25 protein-coding genes are annotated in these 24764 nt (G+C 72.0%); 14 read left to right on the top strand and 11 right to left on the bottom strand.

Annotated features, from left to right (window positions below):
- Positions 1-66: 66 nt before the first annotated feature.
- Genes AB0M82_RS32050 through fgd form a run of 3 tightly spaced genes read left to right on the top strand, consistent with a single transcriptional unit; the run spans position 67 to position 2861 of the window.
- Positions 67-798, top strand: a complete 732-nt coding sequence (locus AB0M82_RS32050; protein WP_364729910.1) for a CoA-transferase — start codon at positions 67-69, stop codon at positions 796-798.
- On the top strand, positions 795-1850 hold the full coding sequence (locus AB0M82_RS32045) for a nitronate monooxygenase (RefSeq protein ID WP_364729908.1): 1056 nt from the start codon (positions 795-797) through the stop codon (positions 1848-1850). Before AB0M82_RS32050 ends, AB0M82_RS32045 begins: the two co-directional genes overlap by 4 nt.
- Positions 1851-1856: 6 nt before the next feature.
- On the top strand, positions 1857-2861 hold the full coding sequence (gene fgd / locus AB0M82_RS32040; protein ID WP_364729906.1) for a glucose-6-phosphate dehydrogenase (coenzyme-F420): 1005 nt from the start codon (positions 1857-1859) through the stop codon (positions 2859-2861).
- A 74-nt stretch (positions 2862-2935) separates the two neighbouring features.
- Here the strand turns inward: fgd and AB0M82_RS32035 are convergent, their stop codons facing one another.
- From AB0M82_RS32035 to AB0M82_RS32025, 3 genes are read right to left on the bottom strand one after another with little or no spacing between them, the layout of a single operon-like run.
- Positions 2936-4087, bottom strand: coding sequence for an acetyl-CoA C-acetyltransferase (locus tag AB0M82_RS32035; RefSeq protein ID WP_364729904.1), 1152 nt, complete (start codon positions 4085-4087; stop codon positions 2936-2938).
- Between the two features lie 23 nt (positions 4088-4110).
- Positions 4111-4896, bottom strand: a complete 786-nt coding sequence (locus AB0M82_RS32030; protein WP_364729902.1) for an SDR family oxidoreductase — start codon at positions 4894-4896, stop codon at positions 4111-4113.
- Positions 4893-6038: an acyl-CoA dehydrogenase family protein gene (locus AB0M82_RS32025; protein ID WP_364729900.1), complete on the bottom strand. Its 1146-nt coding sequence runs from the start codon at positions 6036-6038 to the stop codon at positions 4893-4895. The genes AB0M82_RS32030 and AB0M82_RS32025 overlap by 4 nt, the downstream gene beginning before the upstream one ends.
- Positions 6039-6120: 82 nt before the next feature.
- Here AB0M82_RS32025 and AB0M82_RS32020 point away from each other — a divergent pair, with 82 nt between their 5' ends.
- From AB0M82_RS32020 to AB0M82_RS32000, 5 genes are read left to right on the top strand one after another with little or no spacing between them, the layout of a single operon-like run.
- Positions 6121-7665, top strand: a complete 1545-nt coding sequence (locus AB0M82_RS32020; RefSeq protein ID WP_364729898.1) for a FadD3 family acyl-CoA ligase — start codon at positions 6121-6123, stop codon at positions 7663-7665.
- Entirely contained in the window at positions 7662-8522 is an 861-nt protein-coding gene (locus tag AB0M82_RS32015) for an enoyl-CoA hydratase (RefSeq protein ID WP_364729896.1), read from the top strand. The genes AB0M82_RS32020 and AB0M82_RS32015 overlap by 4 nt, the downstream gene beginning before the upstream one ends.
- Positions 8522-9652 carry an acyl-CoA dehydrogenase family protein gene (locus AB0M82_RS32010; protein ID WP_364729894.1) on the top strand — a complete coding sequence of 377 codons (1131 nt, stop codon included), beginning with the start codon at positions 8522-8524 and terminating at the stop codon, positions 9650-9652. Before AB0M82_RS32015 ends, AB0M82_RS32010 begins: the two co-directional genes overlap by 1 nt.
- A complete protein-coding gene (locus AB0M82_RS32005) occupies positions 9649-10581 on the top strand; it encodes an acyl-CoA dehydrogenase (protein WP_364729892.1) in 933 nt (310 codons plus the stop codon). The genes AB0M82_RS32010 and AB0M82_RS32005 overlap by 4 nt, the downstream gene beginning before the upstream one ends.
- On the top strand, positions 10578-11615 hold the full coding sequence (locus AB0M82_RS32000) for an acyl-CoA dehydrogenase family protein (RefSeq protein ID WP_364729891.1): 1038 nt from the start codon (positions 10578-10580) through the stop codon (positions 11613-11615). Before AB0M82_RS32005 ends, AB0M82_RS32000 begins: the two co-directional genes overlap by 4 nt.
- An 18-nt stretch (positions 11616-11633) precedes the next feature.
- Here AB0M82_RS32000 and AB0M82_RS31995 read toward each other — a convergent pair whose 3' ends face one another.
- Both AB0M82_RS31995 and AB0M82_RS31990 read right to left on the bottom strand, forming a co-directional pair.
- Positions 11634-12071: a VOC family protein gene (locus AB0M82_RS31995; protein WP_364729889.1), complete on the bottom strand. Its 438-nt coding sequence runs from the start codon at positions 12069-12071 to the stop codon at positions 11634-11636.
- Between the two features lie 10 nt (positions 12072-12081).
- Positions 12082-12330 (bottom strand): hypothetical protein, encoded by a 249-nt coding sequence (locus tag AB0M82_RS31990; protein WP_364729887.1) that lies wholly within the window; start codon positions 12328-12330, stop codon positions 12082-12084.
- A gap of 195 nt (positions 12331-12525) precedes the next feature.
- Here AB0M82_RS31990 and AB0M82_RS31985 point away from each other — a divergent pair, with 195 nt between their 5' ends.
- Positions 12526-13755 (top strand): DUF222 domain-containing protein, encoded by a 1230-nt coding sequence (locus AB0M82_RS31985; protein WP_364729886.1) that lies wholly within the window; start codon positions 12526-12528, stop codon positions 13753-13755.
- 71 nt (positions 13756-13826) lie between these two features.
- Here the strand turns inward: AB0M82_RS31985 and AB0M82_RS31980 are convergent, their stop codons facing one another.
- The gene (locus AB0M82_RS31980; RefSeq protein ID WP_364729884.1) at positions 13827-15443 is read right to left on the bottom strand and encodes a CocE/NonD family hydrolase; all 1617 of its coding nucleotides are present in this window, start codon (positions 15441-15443) and stop codon (positions 13827-13829) included.
- Positions 15440-16030: a helix-turn-helix domain-containing protein gene (locus AB0M82_RS31975; protein ID WP_364729965.1), complete on the bottom strand. Its 591-nt coding sequence runs from the start codon at positions 16028-16030 to the stop codon at positions 15440-15442. Before AB0M82_RS31975 ends, AB0M82_RS31980 begins: the two co-directional genes overlap by 4 nt.
- Positions 16031-16110: 80 nt before the next feature.
- Here AB0M82_RS31975 and AB0M82_RS31970 point away from each other — a divergent pair, with 80 nt between their 5' ends.
- Positions 16111-17124: an alcohol dehydrogenase catalytic domain-containing protein gene (locus tag AB0M82_RS31970; protein ID WP_364729881.1), complete on the top strand. Its 1014-nt coding sequence runs from the start codon at positions 16111-16113 to the stop codon at positions 17122-17124.
- 151 nt (positions 17125-17275) lie between these two features.
- On the opposite strand, the gene AB0M82_RS31965 is transcribed toward AB0M82_RS31970, so the two are convergent.
- Positions 17276-18196, bottom strand: a complete 921-nt coding sequence (locus AB0M82_RS31965; protein ID WP_364729878.1) for an alpha/beta hydrolase — start codon at positions 18194-18196, stop codon at positions 17276-17278.
- Positions 18197-18325: 129 nt separating this feature from the next.
- Here AB0M82_RS31965 and AB0M82_RS31960 point away from each other — a divergent pair, with 129 nt between their 5' ends.
- Together AB0M82_RS31960 and AB0M82_RS31955 are read left to right on the top strand one after the other, a co-directional pair.
- A complete protein-coding gene (locus AB0M82_RS31960) occupies positions 18326-19228 on the top strand; it encodes a diiron oxygenase (protein WP_364729875.1) in 903 nt (300 codons plus the stop codon).
- 4 nt (positions 19229-19232) lie between these two features.
- Positions 19233-20720 (top strand): FAD-dependent oxidoreductase, encoded by a 1488-nt coding sequence (locus tag AB0M82_RS31955; protein WP_364729872.1) that lies wholly within the window; start codon positions 19233-19235, stop codon positions 20718-20720.
- Between the two features lie 4 nt (positions 20721-20724).
- Here AB0M82_RS31955 and AB0M82_RS31950 read toward each other — a convergent pair whose 3' ends face one another.
- Together AB0M82_RS31950 and AB0M82_RS31945 are read right to left on the bottom strand one after the other, a co-directional pair.
- Complete coding sequence (locus AB0M82_RS31950; RefSeq protein WP_364729870.1) at positions 20725-21666, bottom strand: sugar kinase; 942 nt, start codon at positions 21664-21666, stop codon at positions 20725-20727.
- Positions 21663-22337: a class II aldolase/adducin family protein gene (locus AB0M82_RS31945; protein ID WP_364729867.1), complete on the bottom strand. Its 675-nt coding sequence runs from the start codon at positions 22335-22337 to the stop codon at positions 21663-21665. The genes AB0M82_RS31950 and AB0M82_RS31945 overlap by 4 nt, the downstream gene beginning before the upstream one ends.
- A 56-nt stretch (positions 22338-22393) precedes the next feature.
- On the opposite strand from AB0M82_RS31945, the gene AB0M82_RS31940 reads away from it, so the two are divergent.
- Positions 22394-23029, top strand: coding sequence for a TetR family transcriptional regulator (locus tag AB0M82_RS31940; RefSeq protein WP_364729864.1), 636 nt, complete (start codon positions 22394-22396; stop codon positions 23027-23029).
- A gap of 31 nt (positions 23030-23060) precedes the next feature.
- Complete coding sequence (locus AB0M82_RS31935; RefSeq protein ID WP_364729861.1) at positions 23061-23570, top strand: hypothetical protein; 510 nt, start codon at positions 23061-23063, stop codon at positions 23568-23570.
- On the opposite strand, the gene AB0M82_RS31930 is transcribed toward AB0M82_RS31935, so the two are convergent.
- Positions 23548-24609 (bottom strand): LacI family DNA-binding transcriptional regulator, encoded by a 1062-nt coding sequence (locus AB0M82_RS31930; RefSeq protein WP_364729858.1) that lies wholly within the window; start codon positions 24607-24609, stop codon positions 23548-23550. The genes AB0M82_RS31935 and AB0M82_RS31930 overlap by 23 nt on opposite strands.
- Positions 24610-24764: the final 155 nt, after the last annotated feature.

The following is a 24764-nucleotide window of genomic DNA, read 5'->3' as shown; positions in this document are numbered from 1 at the left end:
TGCGAACGAATCATTCAACACTGCGCTCTCCGCTCAGGGCGCACCGAGCGTCAGCGAGGTGTGCGCATGAGCGCGACCCGGGCCGAGATCGCCGTCGTGGCGGTGGCCGAGCTGTTCCGCGGCGACGGTGAGATCGTGGCCAGCCCGATGGGCCTGATCCCGCAGCTGGGCGCCAAACTCGCGCGGGCGACGTTCGAACCGGACCTGCTCATGTCCGACGGCGAGGCGCACCTGATGACCACGGACGGCGTCGTGGAGGGCTGGCAGCCGTTCCGCAAGATGCTCGACACGATCGTCCCGCACGGACGGCGGCACGTCGTGATGGGCGCCAACCAGATCGACCGGTACGGCAACCAGAACATCTCCGCCATCGGCGACCACGCGCGGCCGAAGAAGCAGCTGCTGGGCGTGCGGGGTGCGCCGGGCAACACCATCAACCACCGCACCAGCTACTGGGTGCCCCGGCACAGCACCCGCGTCTTCGTGGACAGCGTCGACGTCGTTTCGGGCGTGGGCTACGACAACGCCGCCAAAGCCGGTCCGTCCGCCGAGAAGTACCACGACGTGCACCGGGTCGTCACGAACCTCGGCGTGTTCGACTTCGCCTCGCCGGACCACGCGATGCGGGCGGTGTCCCTGCACCCCGGCGTCACCCGGGAGGAGGTCGCCGCGGCGACGACGTTCGAAATCGGCTTCTCCGACGCGATCACCAGCAGGGAGCCCACGGAAGAGGAACTGCGGCTCCTCCGCGACGTCCTCGATCCGAAGAGCCTGCGCGACAAGGAAGTTCCGGGATGAAGACGGCGCTGACCCGGCTGGCCGGCGTCGAGCACCCGGTCGTGCAGACCGGGATGGGCTGGGTCGCCGGCCCGCGGCTCGTCTCGGCGACCGCGGAAGCCGGCGCCCTCGGCATCCTCGCGTCGGCGACCATGACCTTCGGCGAGCTCGAAGCGGCGATCGCGGAGGTCAAGAAGCGCACGGAGAAGCCGTTCGGCGTCAACCTCCGCGCCGACGCGGCCGACGCCGGCGCCCGGGTCGACCTGCTCATCCGCGAAGGCGTCAAAGTGGCTTCGTTCGCGCTCGCGCCCCGGAAGGAGATGATCGCGAAGCTGCGCGACCACGGGATCGTCGTGATCCCGTCGGTCGGCGCCGCGCGGCACGCCGAGAAGGTCGCCGCCTGGGGCGCGGACGCGGTCATCGTGCAGGGCGGCGAAGGCGGCGGGCACACCGGGGGAGTGGCCACCACGCTGCTGCTGCCCTCCGTGCTGGACGCCGTCGACATCCCGGTCGTCGCCGCCGGCGGCTTCTTCGACGGGCGCGGCCTCGCGGCCGCCCTCGCGTACGGCGCGGCGGGCGTGGCGATGGGCACCCGGTTCCTGCTGAGCAAGGAGAGCACGGTCCCCGACGACGTCAAGCGCCTCTACCTCGAGCAGGGGCTCACCGGCACGGTCGTCACCCGCCGCGTCGACGGCCTGCCGCACCGCGTGCTGCGCACCGACCTCGTCGACAAGCTCGAACGCACCGGCCGGATCCGCGGTCTCGCGCAGGCCGCGCGCAACGCGCTGCGCTTCCGGAATATCACCGGACTCTCCCCGGTTGCGATGGTGCGGGAAGGCTTCGCGATGAAGCACGGCAACGATCTCACGTGGAGCCAACTGGTCATGGCGGCCAACACCCCGATGCTGTTGCGGGCGGGGCTGGTCGAAGGCCGGACGGACGCGGGAGTGCTAGCGTCGGGGCAGGTGGTGGGCATGATCCACGACCTGCCCACGGTGGCCGAGATCGTCGAGGGCACAGTGGCCGAGGCGGGTGAGATCCTGCGGCGCCTCGGCCGGCGAACGGGAGGATGAGAGAGCGTGGCGCTGAAGGTCGGTTACAAGGCGTCGGCGGAGCAGTTCGGGCCGCGGGACCTGGTCGAGTACGCCGTACGCGCCGAAGAGGCCGGTCTCGACTCGGTCTGGGTGTCCGACCACTTCCTGCCGTGGCGGCACGAAGGCGGCCACGCGCCGTGGGCGCTGGCGTGGATGCCGGCGGTGGCCGAGCGGACCGAGCGCGTCCAGATCGGCACGAGCGTGCTGACCCCGACGTTCCGGTACAACCCGGCGGTGATCGCCCAGGCGTTCGCGACCATGTCGCTGCTGTCGAACGGCCGGGTCATCCTGGGCGTCGGCACCGGGGAGGCGCTGAACGAGATCGCCGTCTCGGGCCGCGAATGGCCGGAGTTCAAGGAGCGCTTCGCCCGGCTGCGCGAGTCGATCAAGCTGATCCGCGAGCTGTGGACCAGTGACAACGTGAACTTCAAGGGCGACTACTACGAGCTGGTGGACGCCAAGATCTACGACCGCCCGGAGCAGCCGGTGCCCGTCTACATCGCCGCGGGCGGCCCAGTCGTGGCCAAGTACGCGGGCCGCGCGGGGGACGGGTTCATCTGCACTTCGGGCAAGGGCATGGACCTCTACACCGAGAAGCTGATGCCCGCGGTCAAGGAGGGCGCCGAGGCGGCCGAGAAGACCGTCGAGGACGTCGACCGGACGATCGAGATCAAGCTGTCCTACGACCGCGACCACGAGAAGGCCTTGGAGAACACCCGGTTCTGGGCTCCGCTGTCGCTGTCGGCGGAGCAGAAGCACAGCGTGTCCTCGGCCGAGGAGATGGAACGGCTGGCCGACGAGCTGCCGATCGACCAGGTCGCCAAGCGCTGGATCGTGGCGTCGGACCCGGACGAGGCCGTGGCCCAGATCAAGCCGTACCTCGACGCGGGCCTGAACCACCTGGTCTTCCACGGCCCCGGCCACGACCAGGAGCGGTTCCTGACCCAGTTCTCCGAGGACGTCCTGCCGAAGCTGCGCGCCCTTGCCTGAGCGGATCGCGGTGCCCGGGTAGGCAACGGCCGTGAATGTCGCATTGAGGGACTTCAAGTCCCTCAATGCGACATTCACAGCCGTTCGATGATGGTGACGTTCGCCGTCCCGCCGCCTTCGCACATCGTCTGCAGGCCATAGCGGCCGCCGCGGCGCTCCAGCTCGTGCAGGAGCGTGGCGAGGAGTTTCGTGCCGGTGGCCCCGATCGGGTGGCCCAGCGCGATGCCGCCGCCGTTGACGTTCACCCGGGACGGGTCCGCGTCCGTCTCGTCCAGCCACGCCAGGACGACGCTGGCGAACGCCTCGTTGACCTCGAACAGATCGATGTCCTCGACGCCGAGCCCGCTCTTGCGCAGGGCCTGCGCGGTGGCCGGGATCGGGCCGGTCAGCATCCACACCGGGTCCGCCGCGCGCACCGACAGGTGGTGGATGCGGGCCCGCGGCGTCAGGCCGTGCTCCCGCACGAACGCCTCCGACGCCAGGAGCGCCGCGCTCGCGCCGTCGGAGATCTGGCTGGCCACCGCCGCCGTCAGGCGGGAACCCTCGCTCAGCGGCTTCAGGCCGCGCATCCGCTCCAGGCTGGTGTCCCGGCGCGGCCCCTCGTCGTGCCGGAACTCCTCGACCGGCACGATCTCCGCGTCGAAGCGACCGGAATCGATGGCCGCGAGAGCTCGCTGGTGGCTGCGCAGCGCGTACTCCTCCATCGCCGCACGGCTGATGTCCCAGTGCTCGGCGATCATGTCGGCGCTGCGGAACTGCGAGACTTCGACGCTGCCGTAGCGCTCCTGCCAGCCCTTCGAGCCGGAAAACGGGTCGTCGAAACCGTATTCGCGCCCGGCCAGCATCGCGGCGCTGATCGGGATGCGGCTCATGTTCTGCACGCCACCCGCCAGCACGAGGTCCTGCGTGCCGGACAGCACGGCCTGTGCGGCGAAGTGGACGGCCTGCTGGCTCGACCCGCACTGCCGGTCGATGGTCACCCCGGGCACGTGGTCCGGGTAGCCGGCGGCCAGCCACGCGGTGCGCGCGATGTTGCCCGACTGCGGGCCCAGGGTGTCCGTGCAGCCGAGGATGACGTCGTCGACCAGGTCCGGGTCGACGCCGGCGCGGTCGACGACCGCCTTGATGACGTGCGCGCCGAGATCGGCGGGGTGCCACCCGGACAGCGCGCCGCCGCGCCGTCCCACGGGTGTGCGGACCGCGTCGAGGAGGAAGGCTTCGGGCACAGTAGCTCCTTAAAGACGGGCTCCTAGGGGTGCTGGCTGCTGACGGAGACGACTTCGCCGGTGAGGTAGCTCGCGTAGTCGCTGGCGAGGAAGACCATGACGTTGGCGACCTCCCACGGCTCGGCGGCGCGGCCGAACGCTTCCCGCTTCGTCAGGTCGGCCAGGAGTTCGTCGCTGGTCACCTTGGCGAGGAACGGATGCATGGCCAGGCTCGGCGCGACGGCGTTGATCCGGACGCCGTGCTCGGCGGCGTCCAGGGCCGAACAGCGGGTCAAGGCCATCACCCCGGCCTTCGCGGCCGCGTAGTGCGCCTGGCCCTCCTGCGCGCGCCAGCCGATCACCGACGCGTTGTTGACGATCGCCCCGCCGCCGCCCTGGGCGACGAACTGGCGCAGCGCCGCCCGGGTGCAGCGGAAGGTGCCGGTGAGGGTGATGTCGAGGACCCGCGACCACTCGTCGTCGGTCATGTCGAGCACGGACTTCGTGCCGCCCAGCCCGGCGTTGTTGACCATGACGTCGAGGCGCCCGAAGTGCTCCACGGCGCCGTCGACCAGCGCCTGGACCTGGTCTTCGGCGGTGACGTCGCAGGGGATGGCGTGGACCTTGCCGAGTTCGGCCAGTTCGGCGGCCTTTTCGGCCAGGCGTCGCTCGTGCCAGTCGCTCACCACCACATGAGCGCCTTCTTCGAGGCAGCGCTTCGCCACCGCGGAGCCGATCCCGGTGCCGGCCGCCGCGGTGACCACGACGACCTTGCCGGACAGCAGGTCGTGGCCGGGCACGTATTGCGGGGTCACGGTCTGGGGGATCATGGACGCGCCTCCCTCGGCAGGCCGAGCACGCGCTCGGCGATGATGTTGCGTTCGATTTCGTCCGAGCCGCCGTAGATCGTGTCGGCGCGGGTGAACAGGTACAGCCGCTGCCAGTCGTCCAGCTCGCCGCCGGACGCGGTCAGCGACCGCGCGCCGCGGGCGCGCACGGCGAGTTCGCCGAGCCCGCGGTGCCACTGCGCCCACAGCAGCTTGCCGACGGCCACTTCGGGTCCGGCGGGCCGGCCGAGGGTCCGCAGCGCGTGGGCGCGCAGGACGCGGAGGCCGATCCGGGCGCGGGTGAGGTCGGCGCGCAGGAGCGGGTCGTCGTAGGTGCCGGTCCGCTTCGCTTCGGCGACGATGTCGTCGAGCTCGCGGCGGAAGCCGATCTGCTGGCCGAGTGTCGAGACCCCGCGTTCGAAGCCGAGGGTCGCCATCGCGATCCGCCAGCCGTCGCCGGGCTCGCCGACGACCAGGCCACTTTCCGTGCGGGCGTCGTCGAAGAAGACTTCGTTGAACTCCGACGTGCCGGTCAGCTGCTGGATCGGCCGGACCGTGACGCCGTCCTGGCGCAGTGGCACGAGGAGGTAGGACAGGCCGTGGTGGCGCTGGGACCCCGGTTCGGTCCGGGCCACGACGAAGCACCAGTCGGCGACGTGGGCCAGCGACGTCCAGATCTTCTGGCCGTTGATGACCCACTCGCCGTCGCGCAGGACCGCGCTCGTCGAAACGGCGGCGAGGTCGGAGCCGGCGCCGGGCTCGGAGTAGCCCTGGCACCAGAGCTCCTCGACCGCGACGATCTTCGGGAGGAACCGGGACCGCTGCTCGGGCGTGCCGAAGGCGATCAGCGTCGGGCCGAGCAGCTGCTCGCCGATGTGGTTGACGCGCGCCGGCGCGCCCGAGGCCGCGTACTCCTCGTGGAAGGCGACCTGCTCGTCGAGCGACAGGCCGCGGCCGCCGAACTCGCGAGGCCAGCCGACGCAGGTCCAGCCCGCGGCGGCCAGGTGGCGTTCCCAGGCCAGCCTCAGCTCGAACGCCTCGTGCTCGCGGCCCGGCCCGCCCAGGCCGCGCAGCTTCGCGAACTCGCCGGTCAGGTTGGCGGCGAGCCAGCCCGCGACCTCGCGGCGGAATCGCGTCGGTTCCACGCACGCCTCCTTGCTGCCGGGCCGGTCCGGCACCTAGGGTAATGAGAACACGTTCTAGTTTGTCGGTCCAGAGGAGGGTGTGGTGGGACAGACCACGATCCCGGCCGTCGTCCGCGATGCCGCCGCGAAGTTCGGTTCCTCGGAGGCGCTGGTCGACGGCGACCTGCGGCTCGGCTTCAGCACGCTTCTGGAACGTGTTCAGACCGTCGCCCGTGCGTTCGTCGCCCGCGGCGTCCGGGCAGGTGACCGCGTCGCGATCACCCTCCCCAACACCCACCACTGGGTCCTGACGGCGCTGGGCGCGCTCTACGCGGGCGCGACGCTGGTGCCGGTCAACACCCGGTTCACCGCCGCCGAGACCGTCGACCTGCTCGTCCGCAGCCGGGCCAGTGCGCTCGTCGTGGCCGCGGACTTCCTCGGCGCCGACCGGCACGCCGCGATCGTGGCGACCGGCGCGGAGCTGCCGGACCTCGGCACCGTCGTCCGCGTTCCCCTGGACGAGCCGCACCGGCCGGTGCCCGGGAGCCTCGGCTGGGACGAGTTCCTCGCGCTGGCCGAGAGCGTCCCCCTGGCCGAAGCCGAGGCGCGGGCGGACGCCGTGCGGCCGGACGACGTGAGCGACATCCTGTTCACCTCGGGCACCACCGGCCGCTCCAAGGGGGTGCTCTCGGCCCACCGCCAGGTGGTCGACGTCGCCGCCGCCTGGGCGGACTGCGGCCAGGTCACCGCCGACGACCGGTACCTGGTGATCAACCCGTTCTTCCACAGCTTCGGCTACAAGGCCGGGATCGTGGTGGGGTTGCTGACCGGCGCGACGATCGTCCCGCAGGCCGTGTTCGACCTGCGCACGACCCTGGCCTTGATCGAGCGCGAACGCATCTCGGTCCTGCCCGGCGCCCCGACCGTCTTCCAGTCGATCCTGCACGAGCCCACCCGTCCCGGCCGCGACCTTTCGTCCCTGCGGCTGGCGGTCACCGGCGCCGCTCCGGTGCCGGCGTCGCTCGTCCGGAGCATGTGGAGCGACCTCGGGTTCGAGACGGTCCTGACCGCCTACGGCCTCACCGAGGCGGTGGTCGTGACGATGTGCCGCCCGGGCGACGAAGCGGAACTGATCTCGAGCACCTCCGGCCGGGCCACGGCGGGCTTCGAAGTCGACGTCGACGGCTCGCCCGGCGAGATCCTCGTCCGCGGGCCGAACGTCATGCTCGGCTACCTCGACGACCCGGAAAGCACCGCCCGCGCGATCGACGACGACGGCTGGCTGCACACCGGCGACCTCGGCTTCCTCGACGCGGACGGCAATCTCGCCATCACCGGCCGGCTCAAGGACATGTACATCTGCGGCGGGTTCAACGTCTACCCGGCCGAGGTCGAGCACGCCCTGACCGAACTGAACGGCGTGCGCGACGCCGCCGTGATCGGCGTCCCGGACGAACGGCTCGGCGAGGTCGGCAAGGCGTTCGTCGTCCGGGGAGACCGCGGGCCGACCGAAGAGGCGGTGCTCGCGTTCTGCCGCGAGCGGCTCGCCAACTACAAGACCCCGCGGTTCGTCGAGTTCCTGGACGAACTGCCCCGCAACGCTTCCGGCAAGGTGCTGAAGCGGCTGCTCAGTGAGGAGAAGGCATGAGCGTCAACGGCGCCTCCGCCGACGTCGTCCGCTACGAGCAGCGGGGGCCGGTCGCGGTGGTCACGATGAACCGGCCCGACTACCGCAACGCGCAGAACTCGGCGATGACCTACGCGCTCGACGACGCCTTCGCCCGCGCGGTGAACGACGCCGGGATCAAGGTGATCGTGCTGGCGGGGGCGGGCAAGCACTTCTCCGCCGGTCACGACATCGGCACCCCCGGCCGGGACGTGGACCAGCCGTTCGACCGGCGCGCGGTGATGTGGTGGGACCACACCGACCGCGCCGGGGGCGACCAGCGGTTCGCCCGCGAGTCCGAGGTCTACCTCGGCATGTGCCGTCGCTGGCGGGAGATCCCGAAGCCGATGATCGCGAGCGTCCAGGGCGCCTGCATCGCGGGCGGGCTGATGCTCGCGTGGGTGTGCGACCTGATCGTCGCCTCCGACGACGCCTTCTTCGCCGATCCGGTCGTGCGGATGGGCATCCCGGGCGTCGAGTACTTCGCGCACCCGTGGGTGCTCGGGCCGCGCGCGGCGAAGGAAGTTCTGTTCACCGGCGAGCGCTTCACGGTCCAGCAGGCCAAGGAGTGGGGCATGGTCACCCGGATCGTGCCGCGAGCCGAGCTGGAACAGCGCACCCTGGACCTGGCGGGGAAAGTCGCCGAGATGCCGCAGTTCGGCCTCGCGCTGGCGAAGAAGGCCGTGAACCAGGCCGAAGACCTGATGGGCCTGCGGTCCGGCATGGATTCGGTGTTCGGGCTCCACCACCTGGCGCACGCCCACAACGCGGAGACGTCGGAGGACTCGCTCGGCGGGCAGTCCGCGCGGTCGATGCGCGACGCGAACAAGGGGGGCTGATGGACCTCGACATCGACGAGGCCTCGGCCGCGTTTCGCGACGAGGCGCGGGCGTGGCTGGCCGAGCACGTGCGGTCGTTGCCGTCCATGGACACCGCCGAGGGGTTCGCGGCGCACCGCGAGTGGGAGGCGGAACTCGCGGACGCGCGGTGGTCGGTCGTGTCGTGGCCGCGCGAGTACCACGGCCGGGACGCGTCGCTGTTGCAGTGGCTGCTGTTCGAGGAGGAGTACTACGCCGCCGGCGCGCCGGGCCGGGTGAGCCAGAACGGGATCTTCATGCTCGGCCCGACCCTGTTCGCGCACGGGACGCCGGAGCAGCGCGACCGGATCCTCCCGCCGATGGCCCGCGGCGAGCAGGTGTGGGCGCAGGCGTGGTCGGAGCCCGAGGCGGGCAGCGACATCGCCGCGTTGCGCAGCACGGCGGTGCGGACCGACGGCGGCTGGCTGTTGTCGGGGCAGAAGACGTGGAGTTCGCGGGCGGCCTTCGCCGATCGCGCGTTCGGGCTGTTCCGCACCGATCCTTCCGCCCAGCGCCATCGCGGGCTGACGTACTTCATGGCCGACCTGCGCGCCGACGGCGTGACGGTCCGGCCGATCCCGCAGCTGGACGGCGAACCCGGGTTCGCCGAGATCTTCTTCGACGAGGTGTTCGTGCCCGACGCCGACGTGATCGGGGAACCGGGGCAGGGCTGGCGGGTCGCGATGACGACCGCGAACAACGAACGCGGCCTGTCCCTGCGCAGCCCGGGCCGGTTCCTCGCCGCGGCTTCACGGCTCGTGGATCTCTGGCGCGCGAACGGCTCCTCCGAGTCCACAAAGGATCGCGTCGCCGACGCGTGGATCCGGGCACGCGCCTACCAGCTTTACACGTTCGGGACGGTGAGCCGGCTCGCCGAGGGCGGCGAGCTGGGCCCGGAGTCCAGCGTGAACAAGCTGTTCTGGTCGCACCTCGACGTCGGCCTGCACGAGACGGCCCTGGACCTGCTCGGCCCGGCCGCGGAAACGGACCGCGGCTGGGTCGATGGCTACCTGTTCTCCCTCGCCGGCCCGATCTACGGCGGGACCGACCAGATCCAGCGCAACACCATCGCCGAACGGCTGCTGAAACTGCCCAGGGAGGCGCGCCGATGAGGTTCCAGCTGTCGCCGGAGCAGCGCCAGTTCTCCGCTTCGCTGCACGACTTCCTGGCCGGCGCGGACACCGCGGCGGTCGCGCGCGCCTGGGCGGCGGGGGAGCACGACCGGGGCCTGAAGCTCTGGCGCGGCCTCGCCGAACTCGGCGTCCCCGCGCTGCTCGTCGACGAGGACCACGGCGGGCTCGGCGCTTCGCTGGTCGACGTCGTGGTCGCGGTCGAGGCGCTCGGCTACCACGCCGTGCCTGGCCCGCTCGTCGAGACGGCCGTCGTCGCCCCGGTCGTGCTGACCGGCGACCGCCTGGCCGCGCTCGCCGCGGGCGATCTCCTCGCCACGGCCATCGCGCCGCCGGAAGTGCCCCTCGCCCTCGACGCCGACGTCGCCGGGGTGGTCCTGGACCTGGCCGGGGGAGAACTCGCCGAGCCGGAGCTCGAGCCCGTCCGGTCGATCGACCCGGCGCGGCGCCTGTTCCGGGTCACCGGCACCTCCCGCCCGCTCGCCACCCCCGCCGCGTTCGACCGGGGCGTCCTGGCCGTGGCCGCCCAGCTGCTCGGCGCGGGACAGTGGCTCCTCGACGCCTCGGTCGCCTACGCGAAGCAGCGCAGCCAGTACGGCCGCGCCATCGGCGAATACCAGGCGATCAAGCACCTGCTCGCCGACGTCGTCACCCAGCTCGAACTCGCCCGCCCGCTGCTCCACGGCGCGGCCGTCGCCGGGGACACTTTCGCCAGGGACGTCTCGGCGGCCAAGGTCATGGCGGGCGACGCCGCGTACCTGGCCGCCCGGACCGCCCTCCAGGTGCACGGCGCCATCGGCTACACGGCCGAACACGACCTCGGGCTGCGGCTGACCAAGGTGCGGGCACTGGCCGGGGCCTGGGGAACCGGGTCGTTCCACCGTTCGCGCGTCCTGGCGGGGCTGCGATGACCGACCCGTTGGAGACCGAAGAAGCCCTCGCGCTGCGTGACGCGGTTCGCTCCCTGCTGACGCGGCGGTCGGGCCCGGAAGCGGTGCGGGCCGCGCTGGAGTCGCCGCTCGGGTACGACGACAAGCTCTGGTCGACCCTGTGCGAGCAGATCGGGGTCGCCGCGCTCGCGATCCCGGAGCACTACGGCGGTGCGGGCGCCGGCCTGGCCGAGGTGTGTGTGGTGCAGGCCGAACTCGGCCGGACGCTCACCCCCGCGCCGATGCTGGGTTCGGCGGTGCTGTGCGGTGCGGCCCTGCTGCGGACCGGGAACGACGAGGCCTGCGAGCGGCTGCTGCCGGGGATCGCCGCGGGCACGACACTCGCCGCGCTGGCCTGGTCCGATGTGGACGGTCAGTGGACGTCGGCCTTGACCGCGTCGGGCGCGGCGCTCGACGGCCGCGCCTGCTACGTGCTCGACGGGGACATCGCGGACGTCCTGCTGGCGGTGGCCCGCACGCCGGACGGGGCCGGGCTGTTCGAGGTGCCGATCGACGCCGTCCGCCGCGAGCGGGTCACGACCCTGGACCCGACCCGGCGCCTCGCGGTCGTCGAATGCGACGCCACTCCGGCCCGGCGCCTCGACACCGGCGGGTTCGACCTGCCCGGCCTGCGGGACACGGCGATCGTGGCGCTCGCGGCCGAGCAGGTCGGGGCGGCCTCGCGGGCGCTGGAGCTGACGGTCGAGTACACGAAGCAACGCCGCCAGTTCGGCCGGCCGATCGGGTCGTTCCAGGCGCTGAAGCACCGGATGGCGGACGTGCACGTCCACCTCGAAGCGGCTCGCTCGGCGCTGTACGCGGCCTTGGCGGACGGCGACGCGGAGGCCGTGTCGGCCGCGAAACTCGTGTGCGGCGAAGCGTTTTCCCACGCGGCGGCGGAGATGATCCAGCTGCACGGGGGCATCGCCATCACCTGGGAACACGACGCGCACCTGTACTTCAAGCGCGCCCACGGAACCGCCCTGCTCTTCGGCGAGCCGGCAAGCGGCGGCTAGAGCGTGCCTGACTGGACGTCAGTTCTTCTTCAGCTCTTCGGCGAGCATCACGATGATGCCGCTGGGACCGCGGACGTACGTGAGCTTGTAGATGTCCTCATAGGTGGCGACGCCGCGAAGCGGACGGCATCCGTGTTTCGCGGCTGTCTCAAGGGCTTTGTCGATGTCGTCGACCGAGAAGGCGACGCGGTGCATGCCGATCTCGTTGGGACGAGTGGGCTTCGACTCGATCGCTTCGGGGTGGATGTATTCGAAGAGCTCGAGGCGACCGTGACCGTCTGGCGTCTGGAGCATCGCGATGTTGGCGTGGTTGCCATCAAGGCCGACGGCGGTGTCGGTCCACTCACCACTGACCGTGTCGCGGCCGACGACCGTGAGACCGAGGTCGGTGAAAAAGGAGATCGCTGCTTCGAGGTCGTGAACGGTGATGCCGACGTTCTCGAGTTTGATGGCCATGTGTTGCATGCTACCGAGCCGGGCCGATCAGCTCCGGTGGCGAGCCGGGACTCGATCGTCGGACCCGGGGATCACGGAGCAGTGTCGCACCGAGTGCGGTGAAGAGCGCCCGCATCACCAGGGCGTGCACGAGGTCGACGGCGAGCAAACCCAGGACTGTGCCGATGGTGACGAGCCACGTGCCGACGCCGATGCCCATCGACTCCCCCGCTCCCGTGATCTTGCCGCCGATCGTACGAGCAGATCCGGGAACGCGCATGTGGGATCCACTGTGGATGACCGTGTCGCGCCTTCAATCACACGTGATGGCTTTCCCAGCTGTGGCTGGGTCAAAGATACGGCTTCGCCGAGGCGGCCTCATTCGTGAAAAGTGTTGCGACGCAAGAACAGTCGCGGGTCACGACTACCCGATCGTGTGACGAACACACGTTCACATACCGGTATTATGGGGGTCATGGACAGCAGCGCTGTAACCCAAGCCGACGCGGTGGCCTTCGCCGACCGCGTCGGTGAACTGCTGACGTCCATGCGGTCTGCCGAAGCCGAACTGGGTAAGCTGTTGGTGGAGATCGAGGGACGCGGAGTACTGGATCTTTTCGGCTACCGCTCGGTCGCGCGGTTGCTGGAACATCTGGCCGATCTACCCAAAGCCGCCGCCGAACGCCTCGTCCACCGCGCCCGTGCCCTCAACCCCGCCCGCACCCTCGACGGCAGCCCCGTTTCTGCGCTCGCCCCGGCCACCGGCGTGACCGCCCGGACCGGGGTGTTGAGCAACCCGATGATCGACACCGTGGTCGGGGTCCTGCAGCAGATCCCCGCCGAGCACCGTGACGCCGCCGAAGCGGACCTGCTGGCCTTCGCCGGACAGGCCGGGCACAAGCAGGTCGCCGCGCTCGGTGCCCGCATCGTGGCCCACCTCGACCCCGACGGACCCGAACCCGACCTCGCCGAACCCGCCGTCCCCGGTCGAGAAGTGTCGTTGCGGCGCAAGAAGTCCGGGGTGTGGGAGTTGCACGGCCGGTTCGACGACGAGACCGGCACCCGCACCAGCGCCTTGCTGGACTCCCTGGCCGAGCGCCGTAGCAGCGACGAGGGCCCGGATTTACGGTCCCCGCAGGAACGCTACGGCGACGCCTTCTCCGACGCCATCGACCTCGCCCTCAATACCCCCGATTTGCCGATGCAGGCCGGGGAACGAGCGCACGTGATGGTCACCGTCTCGCTGGAGAACCTCAAGACCGGTGTCGGCACGGCCCTCCTCGGCGACCTCGGCACAATGTCCGCTGCCGAGGCTCGGCTCCACGCCTGCGACTGCAAGGTCATCCCCGCGGTGCTGGGGGCCAAGAGTGAACCTCTGGACCTGGGCCGGTTCCGTCGGCTGATCTCCCCGGGACTCCGCCGAGCCCTCTATCTGCGCGATCGCGGCTGCACCTTCCCGGGGTGCCACCGACCACCCCGCCACACCCAAGGCCACCACATCCGCCACTGGGCCGACGGCGGCCCCACCGACCTGCACAACCTGACCCTGCTCTGCGCCCACCACCACCGGCTACTGCACCGCTCCGGCTGGGAAGCCCGCATCGCCCCCGACGGCCTCCCCGAATTCCTACCACCAGCATTCCTGGACAAGCAACGAAAACCCAGGCGCAACAACCTCCATCAACCCCTACCCCACGCCGCCTGACGAGTTGTTCTCGTTCATGTTCCTGCTGTTCGCCGTCTACGCCGCCGCCGGCCACCGGCGCCTGCGGGAGGCTAGGAGCGGACGGGGAGCACGATCGCCGACGCGTGGCCGGGGCCGTGGTGGACCTCCTGGTCCGCGGCGCGCAGCGTGACCGCGGTGGCGTGGGGCTCGCCCGTGCCGGGATTGCGGGCGTAGCGCGGGAAAGCGCCGCTGGACACCTGGACCCGGATGCGGTGCCCGCGCCGGAACCGGTGTGCCGTCGGCCACAGCCGCACCGGGACGGCGGCGAGTTCGTCCGCGTGCGTCAGGCTGGTGAGACCGTCGCAGACGTTGACCGAACGGCCGTCCGGGCCGACGTCGCAGAGCCGGACGAAGACGTCGGCGAACCGCAGGCTCGAGCGGAACCAGATCTCCGCGCTCACCTCGCCGATGACCTCGACGTCTTCGTCGAGCGCGGCCGTGGTGTAGGTGAGGACGTCGGCGCGGGCTTCCAGTGCCGCGTTGTCCACCCGGCCCGCGTCGGGGGCCATGCGCACGCCGCCGGCCGCCGGTGTCGGGTCCGCGGGGTCGTAGCGGTAGCGGTCCACTTCGGACTCCGCGGGCACGCCCGGCGACAGCTCGCCCCCGGGCTGGAGGTGGAACCGTTGCGGCGCATAGCCTTCCGGTGGCCACGAAGCGAAGTCGCGCCATTTCTCTTCGCCCATGACGAACAGCCGGACCGGCGCTCGCTCCGGGGGTTCCTCGCCGCGTGCGTGCGCGAGCCCGAATTCGAGGGTTTCCCGGAGGGAGACGCTCGCGCCGACGAGCAGTTCGCCGGCGTGGGTCCACGGCCCGACCGTGAGCCGCGGCCGCCGTCCGGCGTCCTGCAGTGTCCGGAAGTCGCGGAGCTGGCCGGGCAGGAAGATGTCGTACCAGCCGCCGATCGAGCTGACCGGCACGGTGACGTCGGTGACGCGGTCCCGGTGGTCGATCGCCGCCCAGCGCGGGCTGGTCTCCGGGTGGGCGAGGACGTCCTGGATGTAGTCCGAGCGGTGGCCGATGGCGACGACGTCGGCTTGGGCGAGTGGCAGCGTGTTCAGCGCCTGGTTCACCTTTTTCGCCTGGCTGCGCCGCTGGAGCAGCGCGAAGCGGCGCTCCTGGGTCGCGACCTGGACGCCCCAGCCGAACGGCGTCTCCAGCGAAAGGCCGTCCTCCCGCAGGAACTCCAGCGTCAGCCGCGACTCGGTGACGTGCGGGATCATCGCCTTGACCTCCGGCGGCAGCCGGTCGGCCACCGCCCACTGCACGTAACCCAGGTAGCTGCCGCCGGTGAGCACGATCGCGTCGCCGAACCACGGCTGCTTCACGACCCAGTCCAGCGTCGCGAGGCCGTCCTCGCGCTCCTGCCGCAGCGGATCGAAGACACCGCCGGACCCGAAGCCGCCGCGGGTGCTCTGCATCAGCACCTGGAAACCGCGCTCCGCCAAGGGCCTGGCGAAGATCGCGCCGAACACGCCCTTCCGGCCGTAGGGACTGCGCAGCAACGCGGTGGGCAGCCCTTCGCCACCCTTGCGGGGAGCCCACCGGTCGGCGAGCAGTTCGACGCCGTCCGGCATCGGGACGCGCAGGTTCCGCTGGACGACGACGTTCCGCGTGGCGGGGGCGGGCAGCTTGAGCAACCGCTCGAGCAGCTGACTGATGGGGTTCACCGGCGCTCCTTCGTGATCATCGCCGTCACGACCGTGCGGATCCGCATCAGCCGGCCGGTGAACTCTTCCGGGTCGAGCGGCTCCGGCCCCTCGATGACCCACGTGTTGACGACCGCGGCGGCGCCGCCGGTCAGGAAGGCGGCCAGGTCTTCGACCCCGCGCGCGTCGAGCCGCCTGCCGAGCAGCTGGGCGATGTGCTGCCGGTTGAGCGGCAGGAACAGGCCGGTCAGCGCCTTGTTGAGGGCGAACGCGGACGAGCCGGTCAGCAGGGCCCGGTAGAACCGCCGGTGGGCGGCGAAGTGCCGGGCCAAGGCCAGCATCGACGCCCGCTCGTCGTCGGGCAGGTCGTCCAGCAGCTCGCGCCGCACGAGGTCGAGGGCGGCCTCCAGCACCAGCGCGTCGCGGTCGCCGAACTGCTGGTAGAGCACCTGGCGGCTGACGTCCGCCGCCTCGGCGATGTCGGAGACGGGAACGGCCGCCGAATCCCGGGCGCCGACGAGCTCGACGGCGGCCCGCATCAGCGCGGCCCGCGACCGGCGCACCCGCCGGTCCTTGGCGGGGGCTTCGGTCGTCCAGTCGGCCTCCATGCCCCTGATAATGGACATGTGTCAAGAAAATAGCAAGTGTTCAGTAATGGTTCGGTCCTCCGGGATGCGAGGATGCGACCATGTCTTCGACGATGCGGGCCTTCGTGCTCACGGGGCCGGGCGAGTGCTCGGTGCAGGAGGTTCCCGCGCCGGCGGCCGTCGCGGGCGAGGTCGTCGTCGACGTCGAGCGGGCCGGGGTGTGCGGCACCGACGTCGAGTTCTTCACCGGCGAGATGGCCTACCTGCACCAGGGGCACTCCGCGTACCCGATGCGGCTGGGGCACGAGTGGGCGGGCACGGTGTCCGCCGTGGGGGACGGTGTGGACCCGGCCTGGCTCGGCCGCCGGGTCATGGGCGACACCATGCTCGGCGACCGGACGTGCCGCCGCTGCCGCCGCGGCCACCAGCACACCTGCGAGCACCGGCAGGAGGTCGGGATCCGCGGCGGCCGGGCCGGGGCGCTGGCCGAGCGGCTCGCCGTCCCGGCGTGGTCCCTGCACGCCCTGCCCGATTCCGTCGACGCGGTGCTCGGCGCCCTGGTCGAACCGGGTGGCAACGCGCTGCGCGCGGCGCGGGCGGCCAGGGCTGGCGCCGGCGACCGGGCCCTGGTGCTCGGACCGGGGACGATCGGGCTGCTGACGGCCATGTTCCTGCGCGCGGCCGGTGCCGAAGTGCACCTGATGGGTGTCGATTCCCTCGCCTTCGCCCGCGGTCTCGGCTTCACGAACACCTGGACCCGGGACACCCTGCCGGACCTGCCCTTCGACGCGGTCGTCGACGCCACCGGCGCCTCCGGCTCACCCGCGCTCGCCGTGGACCTGGTGGAGCCGGCGGGCCGGGTCGTCTACATCGGACTGTCCGGCCGTCCCAGCCCGCTCGACAGCCGGGCGCTGGTGCTGAAGGACGTCACGGCGGTGGGCGTGCTCTCCGCGTCGCCGGGACTGGCCGACACGATCGCCGCGTACGGCGACGGAGTGGTCGACCCGCGGCCGCTCGTCGCGGCGACCGTGGGCCTCGACCGGGTCGGCGCCGTGCTCGCCGGGGAGCGCGTCGCGGGCGCGGGACCGAAGGTCCACATCGACCCGCGGCGTTAGCGGTCGCCCGATCCGGTGGTCGTCCGGTCGGGGGCCAAGCGCCCCAATGTGGCGTTCGGTGCGTCCAGCGCAACCAACGCCACATTGGGTGCGCTGGACGCAACCAACGCCACATTGGGGCGCATGAGCCGGGCCGGCGGCCGAGTGACGGTCAGAGCTGCTTGAAGAAGTCCAGCAGGGCCGCGTTGACCTCGTTCCGGCGTTCCATCTGGACCCAGTGACCCGCGCCCGGGACGTCGACGGCCCCGCGCAGGTCGGTCGCGATCTCGGCGATGCGGCTGCTGTCGCTGAACGCGCGGGTGATGTCCCCGTCGCCGCAGAGGTAGAACGCCGGTGGGGTGATCGGCCGGTCCTGCCACGGGGCCAGCAGTTCCCAGTTGCGGTCGATGTTGCGGTACCAGTTCAGCCCGCCGGTGAACCCGGAGCGGCCGAACGACTCCACCGCGACGTCGACGTCCTCGTCGGTCAGCCAGGCCGGCAGCGGGTCCGGCTCGGTGAACCGGTCGAGGAAGCCCTCGCCGTCGCGGACGACCGGGGCGTCGGCGCTGCCGCCGAGCAGCTTGCGGAACGTCGTGCGGAGGTCCGCGCCGAACTCGGCTTCGGCGACGCCGGGCCGCTGGAAGTAGATCTGGTAGAAGCCGTCGCCGATCCGCTTGCGCAGCAGGGTCAGCGGCGGCTCGGCGGCCCGGCTCGCCGGTGGCACGCTGAGGCCGGCGACGCCGCGGACCACGTCCGGCCGCAGCAGCGCCGTGTGCCACGCGACCGGGGCGCCCCAGTCGTGGCCCACCACGATCGCCTCCTGCTCGCCCAGCTCGTGGATCAGCCCGACGACGTCGCCGACGAGGTGCAGCATCGTGTACTGGCCGGCGTCGGCGGGGCAGTCCGTGCGGCCGTAGCCGCGCTGGTCCGGCGCCACGACGTGGTAGCCGGCGTCGGCCAGCGGACCCATCTGGTGCCGCCACGAATGGGACGTCTCCGGCCAGCCGTGCAGCAGCACCACCAGCGGTCCCGCGCCCTGCTCGGCGATGTGCGTGCGGAGTCCGCCGACCGAGACGGTCCGGTGCGTGAGCATTTCTTCCCCTGTTCCCCGAGTGGTGTCCACCCCGGACGGTACGACAGGACGCGGGGGTGCGCGCCCTGGCAAGTATGTGTTACGGTTGGTAACAGTGAACGTCGGTAACACCTGACGAGGAGGTCGAGCGTGACGAGCATCAGCGAACCGGGCGTGTCGGACCGGGAGACCATGGCGCGGCGCCTGCTCGATTCGTCGGAGCAGCTCTCCTACGACCCGGTCAAGGAGGTCGACTGGGAGACGCCGCTCGACACCGGCTACCACGGCGCGAGCCCGGAGTGGAGCACGCTCTACGGCACCTCCTACTGGGCCGAGATGACGCCCGAGCAGCAGCGCGAGCTGACCCGCCAGGAGGCGGCGTCGGTGGCCAGCACCGGGATCTGGTTCGAAATGATCCTGCAGCAGATGGTGCTGCGTGACTTCTACGCCAAGGACCCCACCGACCCGGCCTTCCAGTGGGCGCTGACGGAGATCGCCGACGAGTGCCGGCACTCGATCATGTTCGCCCGGGGCGCGGCGAAGCTGCGCGCGCCCGCCTACCGGCCCCGCCGCTTTGTCGTCGAGCTCGGCCGGGTCTTCAAGGCCACCGCGACCGGCGAGGCCGCGTACGCGGCGATCCTCGTCGCCGAAGAGGTCCTCGACGTCATGCAGCGCGACTGGATGCGCGACGAGCGCGTGGTCCCGTTCGTGCGGACCATCAACAACATCCACGTGGTCGAGGAGTCGCGCCACATGAAGTTCGCCCGCGAGGAGACCCGCGAACGGCTCGAAGGCGCCGGGTGGCTGCGGCGGCGGATCAACGGCCTGGTGGTCGCGATCGCGTCGTACTTCATCGTCACCAGCATGGTGAACGCCAAGGTCTACGAGAACGCCGGGCTCGACGGCGAGCGGGCGCGGCGCGAGGCGAAGGCGAACGAGCACCACAAGTCCATGCTGCGCTCGAGCTGCTCCGGGCTGATGGAGTTCCTGCACTCCGCCGGCTTGCTGACCAAGCCGGCGCTGTGGTTCTACCAGCGCGCGAACCTGATCTGACGCCATGGCCTTCGCGATCACCCAGACCTGCTGCGCCGACGCGTCCTGCGTGTCGGTCTGCCCGGTCAACTGCATCCACCCGGCGCCCGGGGAACCGGACTTCGGCCGGACGGAAATGCTCTACATCGACCCGGGCACGTGCATCGACTGCGGCGCCTGCGCCGATGCCTGCCCGGTCGACGCGATCTTCCCGGCCGGCGACCTGACCGGGCCGCCGCGGGCCTACGTGGAGATCAACGCGGAGTACTACGCGGGGCAGGACGTCCTCGCGCAGGCTTCGGTGGCGCCGAACTTCCACCGCTGGGCGCCGCCGGCGTTCCCCCGGGTCCTCCCGAGCGACTTCGCGCCGCTGGACGTCGCGGTTGTCGGAACCGGCCCGGCGGGCATGTACGCCGTCGAAGACCTGTTGCTGCACACCGATTCCCGGGTCACCCTCGTCGATCGCCTGCCGGTGGCGGGCGGCCTGGTCCGCTACGGCGTCGCGCCCGACCACCCGTCGACGAAGAAGATCGGCGAGACGTTCGCGCGGTTCCTCGACCACCCGCGGCTGAAGCTGCGGCTGGGGACCGGCATCGGCGCCGCCCGGGACCTGGCCGGGCGGCACGACGCGGTGATCTACGCGGTCGGCGCCACCGAGGCCCGGCGCCTCGGGATCCCGGGCGAGGACCTGCCCGGCAGCCTGCCGGCCGCCGCCGTGGTGGGCTGGTACAACGGCCACCCGGACCTGGCTTCCGTCGACCTCTCCGCGGAGCGGGTGGTCGTGGTGGGCGCCGGCAACGTCGCGCTCGACATCGCCCGCATCCTCACCGCGGGCCCGGACGCGCTGGCGGGTACGGAAATCGCGCCCGCCGCCCTGGCCGCGTTGCGGTCGGGCAAGGTCCGCGAAGTCGTGCTGCTGGCCCGGCGCGGCCCCGAAACCGCCGCCTACACCCGCCCCGAGCTGCTCGCGCTCGCCGCGCGCCCGGATGTCGGCCTAGTGGTGGACGCGCACGACGCGCGGATCGCCGCGGCCATCGACGGCGCGGAGCCGGGGGACAAGGCGGCCCTGCTGCGGGAACTGCCCCGCGAGGCGGTGGACTGGTCTTCGCCGCCCCCGGACGGCCGCCGGATTGTCCTGCGGTTCCATTCGAGCCCGCTCGCCGTGTGCGGAGACACCGAGGTCCGCGGCGTGCGCGCGTCGGGCCCGGCGGGCGACGTCGAGATCACGGCGGGCCGTGTCGTCCGGGCGGCGGGCTTTCGCGGCGCACCGCTGCCGGGACTGCCGTTCGACGACGACTCCGGGACGGTGCCGAACACGGCCGGCCGGGTCGAGGGGCGACCGGGCACCTACGTGGCCGGGTGGATCAAGCGCGGCCCGTCGGGCGGGATCGGCGCGAACAAGGCGTGTGCCCGCGAGACGGTCGGAGCGTTGCTCGAGGACGCGGTCGCGGGCCGACTGCCGGCGCGGCGGAGAAGAGCCCGGCTGACGGCGAAACTGCTTCGCCGCGCCTGACGCCCTACGCCAGGGTGAGGACCGGGGTGCCAGCGGCGAAGGCGTCCGCGGCGGCGAGGTCGAACTCGCCGTGGTCGCTGCCGAGACCCTGGGCCACCAGAGCCGCGGCCGCGCAGCCGAGCACCGCCGACGCCTCGAGGGACCGGCCGAGGCCGATGCCCCGCAGGAACCCCGCCGAGAACGCGTCGCCACACCCGGTGGTGTCGACCACCGGGACCGCGAACGCGGGCACCGCGATCGTCTCATCCGGCGTCACCACCAAGGCGCCGCGGGCTTCCCGCGTCACGGCGACGCAGCCGACGCCCCGGTCGAGCAGCGCGCGGGCCCCGTCCTCCAGTGTGGCGGCGGTGGTCAGGCCCAGCACCTGTTCTTCGTTGGGCAGCAGGTAGTCCAAAGAGGACAGCGCGGGTGCGAGCCAGGCGAGCACCCCGGGATCGCCGGGCGCGAGCAGGTCGGCGGAGGTCACCACGCCCGCCGCGCGCGCCGGGGCGAGGATCTTCGCCGCCTTCTCGCCGCCCATCAGCTCGGGCCCGCCGAGGTGCAGGTGGGTCGCGCGGGCGATCTCCGCCGCGGGCGCGTCCGAAGGCTCGTAGGTGAGGTTCGCGCCCGGGACGTGGAAGGCGGGCCGGCTGCCGTCGGGCCGGATCGGCAGCACCGACGCCGACGTCTGCACGCCGTCGCGGCGCAGCACCAGCGACGTGTCGACGCCGTGGCGGGCGAGCATCGCCAGCAGTAGGTCGCCGACCGGGTCGGCGCCGATCGCGCCCGCCGTGCGGACCACCGCGCCGAGCTTGGCGAGCGTGACCGCGGTGCCCGCGGCCGTGCCCGCCGGCCCGAACCGGATCTGCTCGACCAGCGCCGCGCCCTGGCCATCCGGGATGGCCTCGACCGGCCGGACCTGCACGTCGAAAACGTGCGCGCCCAGCGTCACGACCGTCTGCGTCATCGTTCCTCCTCGATCCGCCGGGGCCGGCCGTAGCCGCGTCGCACGGCCGCGGCCACCACGGCGTCCTGCTGCCCCTGATCCAGCACCCGCGGCGCGCCCAGCGTCGCGGCCCGCATGTACAGGCCGCAGGCCCACTCCAGCAGCAGCGCGTTGTCCACCGCGGCCTCGAGCGTCGGGCCGTGGGCGATCGCGCCGTGGTTGGCCAGCAGCGCCGCCGCCCGGCCTTCGAGCGCCGCGAGGGTTTCCGAGGCCAGCTCCGCCGAACCGAAGACCGCGAACGGCGCGACCCGGATCGCGCCGCCGAGCGCGAGCTGCTGGTAGTGCACGCAGGGCAGTTCGTCGAGCACCAGGGACACCGCGGTGGCCTGCGGGGAGTGGGTGTGCACCACCGCGCCCGCGCCGTAGCGCCGGTAGATCCCCAGGTGCAGCTCGAGTTCCGACGTCGGCGCCAGCTCCCCGGCGACCACTTCGCCGTCCAGGTCGACGACGGTCACGTCGTCCGGCGTGGCCCGGCCGAGCACGACACCCGTCGCGGTCACCGCGACGTGCTCGCCCGCCCGGACGCTCACGTTGCCCGCCGTGCCGATCAGCAGGCCTTCGCCCGCGAGCCCGTGGCAGGCCCTGGCCACGGCGCGGCGCGCCTCGTCGACAACCGAAGTCAGTGCTGACATGGTGCCGAGGCTAGGATAAAAGTGAATCAAAGTCACGTTCAGGTTTGAGGAGCGGGATGACAGGGCCGGACCCGATCGAAGCCGGCGTCCGGCTGCGCCGGGTGCCGCGTCAGGCGCGGTCGCGGCAGAAGCTCGCCAAGGTGCTGGCGGCCGCCGACCGGCTGCTCGCCGCGGAAGGCGTCGAGGCGCTGACCACGACCCGGGTCGCCGCCGAGGCCGGCGTCTCCGTGGGAGCGCTCTACCAGTACCTGCCGGACCGCGACGCCATCACCGAAGCGCTGGGCGATGTCTACCTCGGCCGGCTGGAAGACCTCATGACGTCGTTCGCCGAGCAGGCGGCGCGCGAGACCTGGGACGACCCCGTCGCCCTGCTCGTGGACGCCTTCGCCGGGCTCTACCAGGCCGAACCCGGGTTCCGTGCCCTGTGGTTCGGCCGGGGGCTCACCGAGGGGACGCGGGAAGCCGACGTCGCGCACAAGCGCGTGATGGCCGCCGGGGTGCACCGCGTGCTCGTCGCCCAGCGCCTGCTCCGCGACGACGACGCGGCCGCGACCGCCTGCCGCACCGCGTTCCTCGCCGCGGACGCCGTCATCCAGGAGGCGTTCCGCGGCGGCCCCGCGGGCGCGGAGGCGCTGCTCGGCCAGCTCAAGGTGATGCTGCGGGCGTACCTCGGCCAGTTGCCCCGGCCGTAGCTCCGGCTCAGCGGCGGGCAAGATGATCGCCGTGACTTCACCGGACGCGCCCCCGGCGCGCGGCTCCGCGCACCTGGCCGCCGTGCTGCGGGAACGCGTCTACGGCGGCATCACCTGCCTCAGCACCCTGCTCGTGCTCGCCGGCCGGCTCCGGGAACCGCTTGTCCCGTGGGCCGCCGTGCTCGACCTGGTGATCGCCACCGGCGGGATCTGGGCGGCGAGCCTGTTCGCCGAGTACGTCTCCCACCTCGCCCTCCACGACGTCGACGGCGAGCGCGTCGACCTCCGGTCGCTGCTGCGGGCCAGCGGCCAGATCCTCGAAGCGGCCGTGCTGCCCGGCCTCGTCCTCGTCGCCGGGGCGCTCGGCGGGATCCCGTTCTCCGTGGCGGTCTGGACCAGCGTGTGGCTGCTCGTCGCCGAGATGGGGCTGTTCGCGCTGCTCGCCGTGCGCCGCACGCGGCTGCCGTGGTGGAAGCAGCTCCTCCTCGTGGTCGCGCTCGTCGCGCTCGGCCTCGGCGTCATTCTCCTGAAGATGGCCTGACCGGGGAGAAGCCCGTCGAATCCCGGATCACCAGCCGGCACGGCCGGGTGTGCCTGCCGGGGGACGGCTCGCCGTTGATCGCCGCCAGGAGCAGGTCGGCGGCGGTCCGCCCGAGCGCCTCCAGCTCCATGTCGACGCTCGTCAGCGGCGGCTGACAGGCCAGCGCCATGACGTCCCAGTTGTCGAAGCCGACCAGGGCGACGTCGTCGGGCACGCGACGGCCGGCCGCCCGCAGCGCGTCGGCGACGCCGCGGGCGATCTGGTCGCTGCCGCAGAACACGGCGTCGAAGGGATCGTTCGCGCCGAGCAGCATCCGCGCCGCCTGCCGGCCCCACGCCTCGCTCCACTCGCCGAACATCGGGACGCCGACCAGGTCGAGCCCGGCTTCGGCGAGCCGTTCGACGGCCGTGGCGGCGCGCACCGCCGCCGAGTGGTGGCGCTCGGGGCCGGTGATGTGGGCGACGCGGCGGCGGCCGGTGGCCAGGAGGTGCTCGACGGCCTTGCGGGCGCCGCCCGCTTCGTCCGGCACGACGGAGCAGTCGTGCGGGTCGGCGGAGCTGATGAACGCGTACACCACGGGGATGGGCAGCGCCGCGCCGATCGGCGGGCGGGCCTGCGTGCGGCGGCCGGTGACGATGATGCCGTCCACCCGGCGGGACAACAGGGTGCGCAGGTAGTACTGCTCGCGGATCGGGTCGTCGCGGGCGTCGCAGAGGAAGACCGACATCTCGCCGGCGCCCAGCGCGTCCTCCGCGCCCATCATCAGCGGGATGCTGAACCGGCCGATGGTGTCGGTGGTGATCATGCCGACCGTGTAGGTGCGGCCCGAGTTCAACGTCACGGCCGCGCGGTTGGGCTGGAAGCCCAGCTGCTCGGCCGCGGACAGCACCCGCTGCCGGGTCTCCGCGCGGAGCGACCCGCGGCCGTTGAGCGCCTTCGACGCGGTCCCGACCGAGACGCCGGCCAGCAGGGCGACCTCGCTGATCGTGGCCGGCTTGGCGACGTTTCCGGGAGTTTCCGAAAGTTTCCGCGGGGGCATGGCAGGCACAGTACCTCCGTGCTCGTCGGCAACTCAACGTAACCCCTGCAAATAGCCCCTTGACGCGCCGGATGAACGGTCCTAGCTTGAGTCGGAAACCGGTTTCTGAAAGTTTCTCCGGTCCTTCTTCGACATCCGCAGGCGGCGGCCTCCCG

The organism is Amycolatopsis sp. NPDC051128, assembly GCF_040682715.1.
In the GTDB taxonomy this organism is placed as follows: Bacteria; Actinomycetota; Actinomycetes; order Mycobacteriales; family Pseudonocardiaceae; genus Amycolatopsis.
This window is presented reverse-complemented; position numbering and strand designations above follow the sequence as displayed.